This is a genomic window from Nocardia brevicatena NBRC 12119, assembly GCF_000308495.1.
In the GTDB taxonomy this organism is placed as follows: domain Bacteria; phylum Actinomycetota; class Actinomycetes; order Mycobacteriales; family Mycobacteriaceae; genus Nocardia; species Nocardia brevicatena.
In genome coordinates, this window is record NZ_BAFU01000017.1 from 76,611 (window position 1) to 90,396 (window position 13,786).

A 13,786-nucleotide genomic window follows, 5' to 3' on the forward strand; every position below is an offset into this window, starting at 1 on the left:
ACCGCGCTCACCTGCCGCAGTCTCCTACTCCGACAAGCCCGGGCCCCGGCGCCCGGCTGCGAAGAGCAGGTTCAGAACAACGTGTCGCGCACTCGCAGCGGCCGGTAGCCGGTCGGCCCGAGCTGGGCCAGCTCGGCGTCTATGTCGACCTCGATCGCGCCGAAGAAGTTGATGTTCTCGCTGTGCGCCGGACTGATGGGCGCCAGGACATCGTCGTCGATACGCCGTCCGGCTCGACGCATCTGACCGACTGCGAGTCCGTAATACTCAGTGGTCCAAGCGATCACGGCGTTGGTGGCCAGGGTCAGGCACCACGCCTGCTCGGTCTGGTCCTCGAGTTGGCGGGCGCGGATCATGCCCTCGTGCGCATACAGCAAGTCCCGCCGCAGCGCGTGCAGCGACTCGCCCTTGTTGAGCTGACGGGAGATCTTGCGCCGATGGTCCGGGTCCGACAGGTAGCGGGCGGCGTAGACGGTGCGCCGCAACGCTCCGTACTCCTTGAGCGCGGTGGCCAGGGTGTTCTGCCGCCCGGACGCGGACAGCTTGCCGACCAGCAGCGAGGCGGTGGCGTGCCCGAACTTCAGCGACCCCGCCAACCGCAGCAGATCGTCCCAGTGCTCGGCGATCAGCTCCAGGTTGGCCCGCCTCGTCATCAACGGTCCGGCGTGCGGGAACCGGGCCTCGGTCTCACGGCGACGGCCGGGCCGGTACAGGGTGATCTTCCCTAGGTCCCGGATCCGGGGTGAGAGCTGCATCCCGAGCAGGTCGAACAGCCCGAAGTTGACCAGGGTCACGCCGTGGGTGTCGGTCGCGTGTTCGGTGATCGGCAGATCCGCTGCGTTGCCGAGGATTTCATCGAGCACGTAGTGTGCTTCGCGTTTCGTGGCGACGATGATCTTTGTGCCGTAGGTGGCGTGCTGATCGGTGACACGGGTATAGGTCGACAGCACCCGGCCGCCGTGGATGACCATCTCCCGCGCCGAGGTCGACTTGCCGCGCACCGGGAACCGCTGACCATCCGAGGACGACAGCGTGCCGACGCCGAACACCGTGGTCAGCGGCAGCCGCTGGTGGTAGTCGATGATCGCCAGGTTCGCCGCGCGCAGGGTCTCTTCCCGCACATACCATTCCGCCGTCCACGCCAGGATGTCGTAGGAGATGCCGCAGGCCTCCGCCATCCGCGTCAAACCGAGGTTCGTCGAGTGCGCCAGCAGCACCGCGATGAGGTTGCGTTTGAGTTCCGGGGTGCGGGTCTGTTTGCCAGAGGCGTGAGTGAAACAGTCCAGGTAGCCGGTGCGTTTGTCCAGCTCGATCAGCAGCGACACGATCGGCGCGAACGGTAGCATCTCGGTCAGCTCCGCCTTGAGCGAAATCGCCTCCGCGGGGACGTCTTCGGCGGTCAACGGCGAGATCACCATGTCCCCGGTCTCGTCCACGCGCACCGGCCCGTCCCCGCCGGCCAGCACCGCCTCCAGCTCACCGACCGCCTCGTCCAACTCGTCGGTCACCGCGGCCAACCCCTCGGGGTTCCGGTAGTACTCGCCGAAAAAACAACGGATATGGCGTAAGCCCCTGGTCAGGCTGGGTGCCGCGCTGAGTTCAGCTCGTCATCGGTCTTCTGGCTGTCCGAGCACCTGGGCCTGGATGCGGTTGCGCAGGTCGATTTCTTCCGGCGTCATCGGGTCGCCGGGGCGGAGGATGCGAGCGGGTTTGGGCCGCAGACCATCGTTGACGGTGGTGCTCTCGGCTTCCGCGAGCGCCCGGTAAAGAGAGGCGACGGACGGGTGCCTGCCCTCATTCTTCCCAGTCTTGATGGTGAGTTTCTTCGCGATGTCTGGGACAGGGACGCCTTTGTGCTTCAGCGCGAGGGCGAAGGTGAGTGAGTCGTCATCGATGACTTTGGGCCGGCCGCCGTGATTGCCTTCGGATGCGGCGATGGCCTGGCCCTCGAGGGTCTTTTCCCGGATGTAGTTGCGTTCGATCTGCCCGGCGACGGCGAGGACCGCGAAGAACATCGCGCCCATGCCGTTGGGGTCGTAGATGCCGGTGAGCGGGCCGGTGAGCAGTTCGAGTGCGATGCCGCCGGTCTGGAGTTCGGCGGACAGCGCCATCAGCTCGGCAGCGTTGCGGGCCAGGCGCTTTAGTTCGTGGACGGTGAACACGACCGGTGTGCCGGGTGCGGCCTCTTTGAACTGGTGGGCCAGCGCCAGCGCTTTCTCCAGTTCGGGCCGGACCTTGACCCGGGTGCTGATCTGCTCGTGAAAAATCTTGTGGCACTGCGCCCTTCGAAGGGCTTCGAGTTGGCTCGACAGCTCTTGGCGAGCGGTCGATGTCCTGGCGTACCCGATCCGCACCGGCCGTTCGGCTGGCGGTGCCGGAACGACGGTAAGCGTGGTGCCTTGGGTCCAAGTTCGGCCGGGACGGCGGTCGGCGGGGGTTGGCACCTCGAGTTCTTCGCGCAGTGCGGGCACCAGTACGAAGCGCGGGGTGTGGTACTTCGCGGCGGTCTTGCCGCTGCGGGTGCGGCAGGCGCTGCCGGCGGGTGCGTCGCAGTTGGGGCAGCCGTGTTGTTCTACCGCGGTGGCGGCCTGCTCGGGGGTCAGGTCCATGGGGGAAGTCTCTCAGAAGTATCTCGCACAAGGGGTAGGTTTCGAGAGGAGTTTTGCGAATGGCGGCCTGCGGGTTTGCGGTCGATCCAGGGTTGTCGCAGAACTCTCGTATCCGATCGTTTGTGAGAATGCGTGTCGCCACCTTGGCTACGGTGGTTGGATCCTGACGTCGGCCGTCGGTGAAGTCTGACGCCATCGGCGAGCGGGTCCGGCGCGCCTGGGTATGTTTGCTCAATTGCCGATTCCAGGACCGATTCCAGGACATTGAATGCTTCGTTGTCTTCGACCTGGCGATCTACCGCAAGATGGTGCATCTGTTCCGGGGGCGTGTCCGTGTGCGAGGTTAAGGCCGTCAGGCCGAACCAACGACCCGCGACTGGGCCGCGCGTACATGCCGAGCACCCAGACTGAAATGCCACAGATCGTGTTGTTCAACAGCGGTTTCTGCTGGCTTGTGTGCTGCCCGGGCTGGGCACCCGATCCGTGCGACAGGGCTGTTGAGGTCCGAAAACGGCTGGTGTAGTGATGATCAGGATGGTTCCGGCGGCCAGCGCGATGCCAGACCACAAGGGCAGGGATGCGGCCGGGGTGTGGCTCAGCAGGGCGGCTCCGAGTGCGGAGCCGCCGGTGATGCCGAGTTGGTAGGACACAACGTAGGCGCCGGACGGGATGTCCGGGGCGTCCGGAGCTGTGCGTAGGACGGCGTGTTGCAGGATTACCGGCAAGGCCGCCGCGGCGGCGCCCCACACCATGACCAGGACGAAGACGATCCAACCGAGGTGCGCGATGCCGAGCGCCGTCACCGCGCATGTCAGCGTCACGGCCACGATGAGAGCAGTGTGACGCGGATGGGTATCGAGTACGCGTCCGACGAGAGTCACACCGAACAATCCCGCAATGCCGTACCCGGCCAGAACGACCATTGGCAGCGATCCACTCAACCCGACCGGCGCAATCAGCAGTGCCAGGTAGGTGTAGCTCACATAGTGGCCGACGACCAGTGCGATCGTGACGAGACAGACTACGAGAACTGGTCCGAGACCGAAGGTGTCACGGGTGCGTACTTCGCGCGGTGGTGGGGGTGTTGCGGGTAACGCGGCTCGCAGCAGGATCGCGGTGGCGCCGGCCGCACCAGCGAGCGCGAGTGAGGCTGCGCGCCAACCCAGTTCGTGTGCCAGGCCGGTAACGATCGGCGCACCAGCGATCAGGCCCAGCGAAGAGCCTGCAAAGATGGCCGCGGTCGCCTGGCCGCGCATTCCGGCCGGTGCGTACCGTGCCGCTACCACGGGGATCTGTGACCACACCAGGCCGTGTGCGATCGCCGCCACGCCGCGTGTCAGTACCGCGACCGTGAAGTTCGGAGCCAGACCGAATGTCGCCTGCGAGAGGGCCAGCAGCACAAGGGATATGGTGAGGGCGCGGCGCCGGTCCAACTGTCGGCAAGCCCACACTGCGGGCAGCGTCGCCGCCCCGGCCGCGATCGCGTACGCGGTGAGCAGGAGGCCAGCCGTGGCGGGGGCCACGTGCAATCCCATGGCGAGATCGTTCAATGCGCCGATCGGGAACAGCTCGGCGGTCAGGTACACGAACAGTGCCAGGCCCAGCACCGCCAATCGTCCGTACAGTGCACCGGCCGTGGTCGTTTGCGCTGTGGCCATGTGTGTCATCGCGGCAGGCGGTCCAGGAAGGCGGACACGTCCGCAACCCACGGCCCAGCTTCCGCGGGGGTGAAAATATGCCCGGCCGAGGGGTATTCGATCAGCTCGGCACCGGCGATGCCGGAAGCCAACTGACGAACGGTATCGGGCAGTACGACCCGGTCCTGGCCACTCACGACGACGAGCGTGGACACCTCGACAGCGGAAAGCAGCGGCCGAATATCGGTGCGGCTCACCAGTTCTACATGGTCGGCGCCGCCGACGGGGTAGCCGGCGCGGATCTGCCGGACCGCCGCCGCGTGCTCGTTTTCGGACATACTTGTGAGTGTTGCGGGTGAGTTGGCGTAGAAGAGCAACTCGGCCAGGGTGTCGAAATCGCCGCGCTCGGCCAGATGCCGCCACACCCGGACCAGTGCACGTGCCTGCGCGTCCGGATACACCAGCCCGACAGTGAGAACCAGCGCGCTGACGTGGTCCGGATGCCGGGTGGCCGCAGTCACGGCGACAGCAGCACCCAGCGAAAGCCCGACGATTGGAAATCGTTCGGCACCAGCCTCCAAGGCGGTCGCGACCACGGTGTCGGCGAGTTCATCGATCGACAGCGGCGCGGTCGCCTGCGGTGTTTTGCCTGCGCCGGGATAGTACGGTCCGACGAAACGCCGATCCGCAATGGTGTCGATGAGTGGTGCGAAGTTCTCGCGGACGCCACCACCGGCGCCGTGGGCGAGGGCGACCACCGGACCGGTACCGCTGTCGACGACGTCTACCTGCTCCAACAACTGCTGACGCTGTGCATCGGAAATCATGCGACGAAGCTAAGCGTTGACGTTGGCGTGAAGGTCAAGACGAACTCCGGACCACGAAGGGCGCGGCATGCGGATCGGTGAGCTCGCCCGCCGCTCGGGCACGACGACGCGCGCATTGCGCTATTACGAGGAGCAAGGCCTGCTCGCGTCCGAACGGACCAGCAATGGCTACCGTGACTACAGCGAGGCGTGTCTGGTGCGAGTCCGCCAGATCCGGGCACTGCTCGACGCCGGATTCAACTCGCATACCGTTGCGCAACTGCTGCCCTGTGCCACCGGCTCGCGCCCACAACTCGAACTGTGCCCCGACATCGTCGCAGCCATACAAACAACCCTGCAGCGAATCGAGTCCAACCTGCAGACCCTCAGCAGCCACCACGCAGCGGTATCCTCGTTTCTCGAGGGTGAGTCATCCTCGGATTCCGCCTGAGAAGACCCACCCCGGCACACGGGTTGGCCCGGCTGCCCACGATTACTACCGGAACCCCGATACCGGGGGCTGCTGCACGATCAGGTGACAGCGGTTATGCAGCCTGTGGTGCTGCTGGAGACATGATGGTTTCGAATTCGATCGGGGTCAATCTGCCGAGCCGTGTCTGGCGACGGCGTCGGTGGTAGGTGCGTTCGATCCAGGTGACGATCGCAATCCGTAACTGCTCACGGGTGTCCCCGGCTGCCGATCCAGCACGTTGCGCTGGAGGAGGCTGAAGAAGCTCTCCATGGCAGCGTTGTCTCCGGCTGCGCCGGCCCGGCCCATCGACCCGGACATGCCGAAACGGTTGAGCGCGTGGACAAATCGCCGCGAACGAAATTGCGACCCGCGGTCGGTGTGCAGGATGCAGCCGGCCACATCACCTCGCCGGGCAACGGCATTGTTCAATGCGGTCACCGCCAGCCGCGACTTCATACGCGAATCGATCGAATAACCGATGATTCGGTTGGAGAACACGTCCTTGACCGCACACAGATACAGCTTTCCTTCACCGGTGCGATGTTCGGTAATATCGCTGAGCCACAAACGATTCGGAGCATCGGCGGCGAAGTTCCGCTGCACCAGATCGTCGTGGACAGGCGGCCCGGGTTTGCCGTTCTTGCCACGACGCCGTTTGCCGAACGCACTCCACCACCGATTGGCCGAACAGATCCGCCACGCGGTCCGCTCGGCCATCGTTTCACCGGCCTCGCGAGCCTCATCGGCCAGGAACCGGTAGCCGAACTCCGGGTCGTCGCGGTGCGCATCGAACAACGCGTTGGCCCGATACGCAGCGGCGACCTCGCCAGCGGTCACCGGTTCGGCCAGCCACCGGTAAAAGGGCTGGCGAGCGAGCTGCAGCACCCGGCACGCCACCGCCACAGGAATCCCGTCGGCGGCAAGCTCTTTCACGAGCGGGTAGAGCTGTAATGGGTGACGGCCGGCCCGTGGCCGGCTGAGAGGCTGGACTCCGGCCGTTGCTCGTGACTCCGGGTAGAACGGACCCACCGTCGGTGGTGTCTTGAAAAGGACATGTCCGGGCAGGGGCCGGGTTCGGCCTCTGCGCCCGGGTGTCCTGATCAGAAGCATGTCCACCCCACCGGTGTGACTCGTTACAGTTGTGACTCCGAGCGACTCCCTCCAGCCGAGCCAGTTGCATCCGCATCGTCTCGACAGGAGCCCCAGATGATCGTCGCCGAGGTGTTCGACCACATCGTCGGTATCGACACCCACGCCCGAACCCACACCTACTGCCTGCTCGACACCCGAACCGGCGCGGTCGTCGCCTCAGCGACGTTCCCGAACACCAAGGCAGGACACCACCGCGCGATCAGCTGGATCGCACGGCATTCCAAGCACACGAAGGTACTCGCCGCCGTCGAGGGCACCGGCTCCTACGGAGCCGGTGTTACCACTGCCCTGACGGACGCCGGAGTCGAGGTCACCGAGGTTCGCCCGACCGGGAGAAATCGGGCACGCACAGGAAAGTCCGACTCGATCGATGCCGAAGCCGCCGCGCGTGCTGTCCTCGGACTCGAGTACCAGCAGCTGACGAAACCCCGCCGGTCCGGCCGGCGAGAAGCACTGCGGATCCTGCTGGCCTCGCGCTCGATACTCGACCAGCAGCGCACCGCCAACCGCAACGCCCTGACCGCGTTGCTGCGCACCATCGACCTCGGCGTTGACGCCCGGAAATCGCTGACCAACGAACAGATCCGTGCCGTCGCCGCCTGGCGGATCGCACGAGCCGACACCACCGTCGCAGACGCTCGGGCGATCGCACGGCGCGAAGCGCGGCGCCTGGCAACCGCAATTCTCGATCACACCGCTCAACTCGAACAGAACCATCGCGAACTTCGCGAACTCTCCGACCAATCAGCACCCGGCCTCCAAGACCTGCCCGGTGTCGGGCCGGTCACCGCGGCAATCATCGTCAGCGCCTACTCCCACCGCGGCCGGATCAGGTCCGAAGCGGCATTCGCCGCCCTCGGCGGTGTCGCACCGATACCGGCGTCATCGGGAAACACCAACCGGCACCGGCTGTCCCGAGCCGGCGACCGCCAACTCAACCGCGCCTTCGACGTCATCGTCCGAACCCGCATGGCCTTCGACCCCCAAACCCGGCAATACGTCACCCGCCGCACCACCGAAGGCATGACCACCCGCGAAATCCGCCGCTGCCTCAAACGCTACGTCTGCCGATCCATCTTCCGGCACCTTCAAACATCCACCGCTTGACACAACCCATAGAAGCGTCCTTTTCCCGGTAGCTGAGCCTGGGACAGATACGCCGCGGCCCGCCGCAGCACCTCGTTTTCCTGCTCCAGCAACCGGATACGACGCCGCGCATCACGCAACTCGGCCGACTCGGTCCGAGTCGTGCCCGGCTTGTTCCCGTCATCGACATCGGATTGGCGCATCCACTTCGACAACGTCACCGGATGCACACCGAAATCGGCCGCGACCTGCTCCAGCGTCACCCCGTCCTCACGGTTACGAGCGACCCGGACCACATCGTCACGGAACTCCTGCGGATACGGCTTGGGCACAGTGACATCCTCTCAGGCCAGCCGCCCGGCCAGCCATCTCAGTTGTCACCAATCCGTGCAGCAGCCCCCCGGGTGTATCCGCTCTGCTGCATGGCGCGTGATTCGAAACGGCCACAGCTGGATGACAAGCAGGACTGTGACCGTCGGATATCAGAACAGACTGTCGCGCATTCGCAGGGGTCGGTACCCGGTCGGGCCGAGCTGAGCCAGCTCGGCGTCGATGTCGACCTCGATGGCGCCGAAGAAGTTGATGTTCTCGCTGTGGGCCGGAGACACATGCGCCAGCACCTCGTCATCGACCCGGCGGCCTTCGCGCCGCATCTGTTCCACCGCGAGACCGAAATATTCTGTCGTCCAGGCGATTACTGCATTCGTGGCTAGGGTCAGGCACCATATTTGTTCGGACTGGTCCTCGAGATGCCGGGCTCGGATCATGCCCTCGTGGGCGTAGAGCAGGTCGCGTTTGAGGGCGTGGACAGACTCGCCTCTGTTGAGCTGGCGGGCGATCTTGCGCCGATAGTCCGGATCCGACAAATAGCGTGTGGCGTAGATCGTACGGCGAAGGGCCCCATACTCTTTCAACGCCGCGGCCAGCGCGTTCTGCCGACTCGACGCCGACAGCTTCCCGACCAGCAGGGACGCGGTCGCGTGCCCGAACTTCAGCGATCCGGTCAGACGAAGCAGATCGTCGTAGTGCTCGGCGATCAGATTGAGATTCAGTTTGCGGGTCAGCAGCGGCCCGGCATACGGGAACCGGGATTCGATGTCGGCCCGTGGCCCTGGCCGGTACAGGGTGATCTTGCCCAGGTCCCGTATGCGGGGCGAGAGCTGCATGCCGAGTTGGTCGAACAACGCGAAGTTGACCAGGGTCACCCCGTGGGTATCGGTCGCGTGCTCGGAGATCGGCAGATCCTTGGCGTTGCCCAGGATCTCGTCCAGCACGTAATGTGCTTCGCGCCGCGTCGTGACGATCACCTTGGTGCCGTAGGTGGTGTGCTGATCGGTGACATGGGTGTAGGTCGAGAGGCCCTGGTCTGCGAAGAAATGCGGGACCGTGCGGGCGGTGGTCGAGCGGCCGCGGGTCGGGAACCGTTGCCCGTCACTGGAAGACAGGGTGCCGCCGCCGAACGTCGCGGTGAGCGGCAGCCTTTGGTGGTAGTCGATGATCGCCAGGTTCGCCGCGCGCAGCGTCTCCTCCCGCACGTACCATTCCTCGGTCCACCGCAGAATGTCGTAGGAGATGCCGCAGGCGTCGGCCATGCTGCGCAACCCGAGGTTGGTCGCATTCGCCAGCAGGACCGCGATCAGGTTGCGTTTCAAATCGGAGCTGCGGGTCTGCTTGCCGGTGGCGTGGGTGAAACAGTCCAGGTAGCCGGTGCGTTTGTCCAGCTCGATCAGCAGCGACACGATGGGTGCGAACGGCAGCATCTCGGTCAGCTCCGCTTTGGGTTCGGCCGCCTCGGCCGGGACATCCTCCGCGGTCAACGGCGAGATCACCAGGTCACCATCGTCATCGAGGCGGACCGGGCCGTCGCCGGTGGCGAGTACCTTCTCCAGCTCGGCGACCGAGGCGTGTAGTTCATCGACCGCGTCAGCCAGCGCGCGGCCCGGATCAGCGGATTTGCCGACCAGGCGGCAGAATTCGGCACGCGCAGGCTCCCACTGCTCGGGCGTGAGCAGGTACGCCGCCGGATCGGTGTACCGGCGCGAACCGGGCACGAACACGTCCCCGCTGCGCAACCCGTCACGCAACCCGAGCAGCACGCACAGCTCCCAATAGTGCCGGTAGGCGGTGGGATTGCCGGACTTGCGGGCCTCCTCGAGGTAGCCGCGCCATTTTGCCGGCACGAATCCGGTCGGAGCTTCGTCGAACACCTTGCGGCGGCTGGTGGCGTTCAGCTCCCGCAGCATGGCCACCGCGATCAGCAACTCTGTCGCCGCAGTACCGCCGGCGAACCCGACGCTCGACAGCACGTGCGGGGTGAACTGCCGCAGATAGCTGTAGGAGGTGTTCAGGGCGGCCAGATGCCCGTGATCACGCGGCAACCGAGGCTTGGCCTGCGCGATCGCAGCCCGCAACCGATCCCACCCGATCGCATCGCCGCGGATCAGACCGCCGATCTCCTCGTCGGTGATCTGCGGATCGGTGACGATGGCCAGCAGCTCATCAAGGAGGGCTTGGCGGTCCTCGCCGAATTTGCCGCGTTCGGCCAGGTCCTGCTGCATGCGCCGCTCTGCCTGGCCGAACTTCGCCGAGATCGCCTGATCGAACAGCGCCACCACCTCATCGAGCACATCCGTCGCGAACTGCGCCAGCACCGTCAGCAGGATCGGATACCGGCGCTGCGGCTCCCGCCGCTCCAAGGCCTGCGGGGTCAGACGGCGGCCCATCGTCGCCAGGAACCGGCGCCGCTCGGCGGGCAACACCGACATATCGAGGTGGTCCGCGCCCATCCCGCGCAGGAAACCCAGCTTGTCGACCTCGGCCTTCACCGCCTGCGCGGACGCCTCCCCGGGCCGGTCGACAGCCACCGCAACCGCGATACCCCGAGCGAGGGATCGGTGACCAGCAGCGCGTCCAGCTCCGTGCACCGCACCGGGGTGAACTCGTGCGCGAGCCGGTCGTAGGCCTCGGTCTGGGCCTGGCGGCGAGCGTGTGCGACCCGTTCCACTACCGTGACCGGGCCCGGCCGGATCACCCGCGCCGAGATCAGATACTCACACCCCAGCCGGAACAGCAGCGTCGGGGAATCGTGTTCCATCGCCCGCGCCAGCAGGAACTCGTCCAGTTCCTTGGACTCCAGCGGCCCGGCCGGCCGCCAGCCCAGATACTGGGCGGCCAGCCGCGCATGCTCGGTGCGGGTCTTGGCGCGCTTGCCGTACGAGCCGATCTGGACCGGATCCACCCCAAGCTGCTCAGCAAGCCGGGCCACGGCCACCGGCGGCGCCGTGGTCAACCGATCCGGAACGAACCCCAGCCACGGCAACGTGCACAACGCGACCGACAGACCCAACCGATCCGCCGGACCCCGGCCACGGCCCGGATCCACGAACGCCACATCCGCCGGAGTCAGCGTGAAATACCGGAACAACTCCTCCCGGCTGATCTCCGGAAACCCCCGCAGACGCTCCAACTCCTCGTCCGCGAACACCCTCATCGCCACGAACCCAACCTCCAACACGCCGCCGATCAACCCTCATCGGCAGCCAAGCCAAGCACCAACCACCCCGCCCCGTACCCAGAACACGAAAACCCTGCTCTACCAGCCCACTACGCCATATCCGCCCGAAATTCGGCCGATACTACGGCGACCCCTGTGACGCCGCGAAAAGGCCTTGGCTTCGAATCTCGCCACCGCGATCGAGCAAATGACCAAGGATGGGGATCTGTACGGCCCCTTCGCCGAATGGGCCACACAGATCCGGACATGGGGAAACGCTGGCGCGCATCAGGAGGCCTACGAACCGGTCGAGCTCGGAGATGCTCAAGATCTGCAGAACCTCACCCTGTCGATGATCAGGTACCTCTACATCGAACCCGCCAACTTCGCACGGAGGCGACAGGCGACGAAACGGGGCAAGACGTCCTGATTCTCCCCTCGATTCCGGCTCCTGGCCGCCGATAATGCCCGGCTTATCGGCGGTCAGAAATCACACGAATGTTCGATCGAAAACGGGCGCGCCAACCCCTGGAATCCGGGTGCCGTCAAGGATCGCACCACCAGGCGACGATAATTCATCGGCGGCGTCTCGCGTCGGGCTGCCGCGTGGTAAACGTTCGAAGGAGCCATGGAAAGTTCTTCGCTCGGAGAAGTACTCACACGCCTCTTGATGTGACGCCAGCTCGAAACCCGGTGGATATGGGCTGGTCAGCGGTACGCACCCACCTGCTCATGGGTGGGAACTCTTGGTCGGGCATTGCGCGTCTGGGCCGGGAGGTCACGGCGAAGGACTACGGCGTAACCGTGGCGAGGCCGCAGGGGTATAGCCGGGTGCCCAACTCGTTTCGCGTCGGCCTATGTAAGGGTTTCGCCGGTGTGGTCGTATGTGTTAGTGTCTGGCTCCGCTCTGAATTTCGATCAAGAAGATCCTCTATAATAAGGGACCTCTAGCGGTGATAGGGGCGGTCCAACAGCCTTTACGGCGTTCGATGTGTTCCGCACGGTCTGGGTGGCGTGGGGACTAGCCCATCAATTTGTTTCGAGCACACCCAGGTTGATCCAGAGGTGTCTCGTGAATTGCCCGGCAACGCAACCGGTATCCACCGCTATCAGCCCTGCTCAATCGAAGCCACAGCCCGGTTGGCAATTGCAGCGTCGATTACGCGAATGCAACGAGTTCTTCCTGCAACCCGAACTCGTCCATATTGCCGAGCAGCGCCGCCACCAGGCTCTGTACCAGCTGCGTGAGCATGGCACCTACCGGCAGACCACCGAGGAGATCCGGATCGGCGCGCAGTTGGCGTGGCGTAACCACGATCGCTGTGTGGGCCGCAAACACTGGCGTTCGCTCGACATCATCGACGCTCGCACGGTACGCGAGGCGGCCGACCTCGCCGAGGCCTGCTGGGAACACCTACGCAGGGCCAGACAAGGTCGTACGCTGCGATGCCTCATCACCGTCGGACCGCCCGCCCAACCCGACAGCCCGCAGTTCCGGATCCTCAGCCCACAGCTGATCCGCTACGCCGGTTACCGCTACCCGGACGGGCGCGTGGTCGGCGACTCGGCGAATATTGCGGTCACCGATCTCGCCCGCGAGTTGGGCTGGCAGGGCCGCGGCACCGCGTTCGACGTGTTGCCGGTGCTGATCTCCACACCGAACGAACCGATGCGCTGGTTCGAGGTGCCACGCGAGCTGGTCGACGAGGTCGAACTCGCGCATCCGGATTACCCGTGGTTCATCGACCTCGGCCTGAAATGGCATACCGTGCCGGCAGTGTCGAACATGGACCTGGAGATCGGCGGGGTCACCTACCCAGCGGCGCCGTTCAATGGGTGGTACGTGTCCACCGAGATCGGCGCTCGAAATCTCGCAGATGCCGACCGCTACAACATGCTGCCCGTGATCGCCGAGCGGATGGGCCTGGACACCAGCCACGAGCGCACGTTGTGGCGGGATCGCGCGCTCGTCGAGCTGAACCGGGCCGTACTGCACAGTTACCGCGTGGCCGGGGTGTACGTCGTCGACCACCACACCGTGGCCCGGCAGTTCATCGACCATGTCGAACGCGAAGAGGCCGCCGGGCGGGTCTGCCCGACCGACTGGTCCTGGATCAACCCGCCGATGTCCGCAGCGCTGACCCCTACCTTCCATCGCTACTACGACCCACCCGATCCCGACATCCGACCCAACTTCGTCCGACGACACGATGGGTGTCAGCCCAGCGCCGACCCCGTGAGCACACCTGACCGCGGCCCCGACGATCCCATCGGTCAGCGCCATGGCCAGTCGGGGCGCCGGTAAGAATCCGACCACCGGTCACATAGGAGGGCTGGCGGGGCCCGTGTCGGGTCCGGTCGACGAAGGTGACCTAATCGCCGAAAAAGCAACGAATATGCCCATTCTCCCTGGTCGGTGCAGATCGCAAAGGAGAGATCGAACGGGCCGGAGCGGGCTCCCTTGCGGTGCCCTCATCAGGAGATACGGCATATCCGCCCGATTTTCGGCGGATACTACGGCGACCCCACCG

General features: G+C 65.4%; 8 protein-coding genes and 3 pseudogenes. 4 read left to right on the forward strand and 7 right to left on the reverse strand.

The genetic code is table 11. The features are described 5' to 3' along the window. Nucleotides 1-71: 71 nt before the first annotated feature. From ON20_RS03575 to ON20_RS03590, 4 genes and pseudogenes are all read right to left on the reverse strand, one after another. A pseudogene (locus tag ON20_RS03575) lies at nucleotides 72-1,517 on the reverse strand (Tn3 family transposase); the annotation flags it as partial. Between the two features lie 90 nt (nucleotides 1,518-1,607). After that, entirely contained in the window at nucleotides 1,608-2,609 is a 1,002-nt protein-coding gene (locus tag ON20_RS03580) for a recombinase family protein (RefSeq protein ID WP_040833453.1), read from the reverse strand. A 431-nt stretch (nucleotides 2,610-3,040) separates the two neighbouring features. Continuing rightward, on the reverse strand, nucleotides 3,041-4,267 hold the full coding sequence (locus tag ON20_RS03585) for an MFS transporter (protein WP_040833454.1): 1,227 nt from the start codon (nucleotides 4,265-4,267) through the stop codon (nucleotides 3,041-3,043). A 5-nt stretch (nucleotides 4,268-4,272) separates the two neighbouring features. Further along, the gene (locus tag ON20_RS03590) at nucleotides 4,273-5,073 is read right to left on the reverse strand and encodes an alpha/beta fold hydrolase (RefSeq protein ID WP_040833455.1); all 801 of its coding nucleotides are present in this window, start codon (nucleotides 5,071-5,073) and stop codon (nucleotides 4,273-4,275) included. Between the two features lie 67 nt (nucleotides 5,074-5,140). Between ON20_RS03590 and ON20_RS03595 the strand changes: the two genes are divergently transcribed. Then, nucleotides 5,141-5,503, forward strand: a complete 363-nt coding sequence (locus ON20_RS03595; protein ID WP_040833456.1) for a MerR family transcriptional regulator — start codon at nucleotides 5,141-5,143, stop codon at nucleotides 5,501-5,503. 94 nt (nucleotides 5,504-5,597) lie between these two features. On the opposite strand, the pseudogene ON20_RS36055 reads toward ON20_RS03595, so the two are convergent. Further along, nucleotides 5,598-6,481 (reverse strand): annotated as a pseudogene (locus ON20_RS36055) (IS3 family transposase); the annotation flags it as partial. Nucleotides 6,482-6,730: 249 nt separating this feature from the next. Between ON20_RS36055 and ON20_RS03605 the strand changes: the two are divergent. Beyond that, nucleotides 6,731-7,783, forward strand: a complete 1,053-nt coding sequence (locus ON20_RS03605) for an IS110 family RNA-guided transposase (RefSeq protein ID WP_040833457.1) — start codon at nucleotides 6,731-6,733, stop codon at nucleotides 7,781-7,783. On the opposite strand, the gene ON20_RS37770 is transcribed toward ON20_RS03605, so the two are convergent. Next, nucleotides 7,765-8,094, reverse strand: coding sequence for an IS3 family transposase (locus ON20_RS37770; protein WP_051161539.1), 330 nt, complete (start codon nucleotides 8,092-8,094; stop codon nucleotides 7,765-7,767). The genes ON20_RS03605 and ON20_RS37770 overlap by 19 nt on opposite strands. A gap of 150 nt (nucleotides 8,095-8,244) precedes the next feature. Beyond that, a pseudogene (locus tag ON20_RS03615) lies at nucleotides 8,245-11,258 on the reverse strand (Tn3 family transposase). Nucleotides 11,259-11,430: 172 nt separating this feature from the next. Here ON20_RS03615 and ON20_RS03620 point away from each other — a divergent pair. Both ON20_RS03620 and ON20_RS03625 read left to right on the forward strand, forming a co-directional pair. Further along, the gene (locus tag ON20_RS03620) at nucleotides 11,431-11,685 is read left to right on the forward strand and encodes a DUF4145 domain-containing protein (RefSeq protein ID WP_051161541.1); all 255 of its coding nucleotides are present in this window, start codon (nucleotides 11,431-11,433) and stop codon (nucleotides 11,683-11,685) included. A 678-nt stretch (nucleotides 11,686-12,363) separates the two neighbouring features. After that, nucleotides 12,364-13,560 (forward strand): nitric oxide synthase oxygenase, encoded by a 1,197-nt coding sequence (locus ON20_RS03625; RefSeq protein WP_174361849.1) that lies wholly within the window; start codon nucleotides 12,364-12,366, stop codon nucleotides 13,558-13,560. Nucleotides 13,561-13,786: the final 226 nt, after the last annotated feature.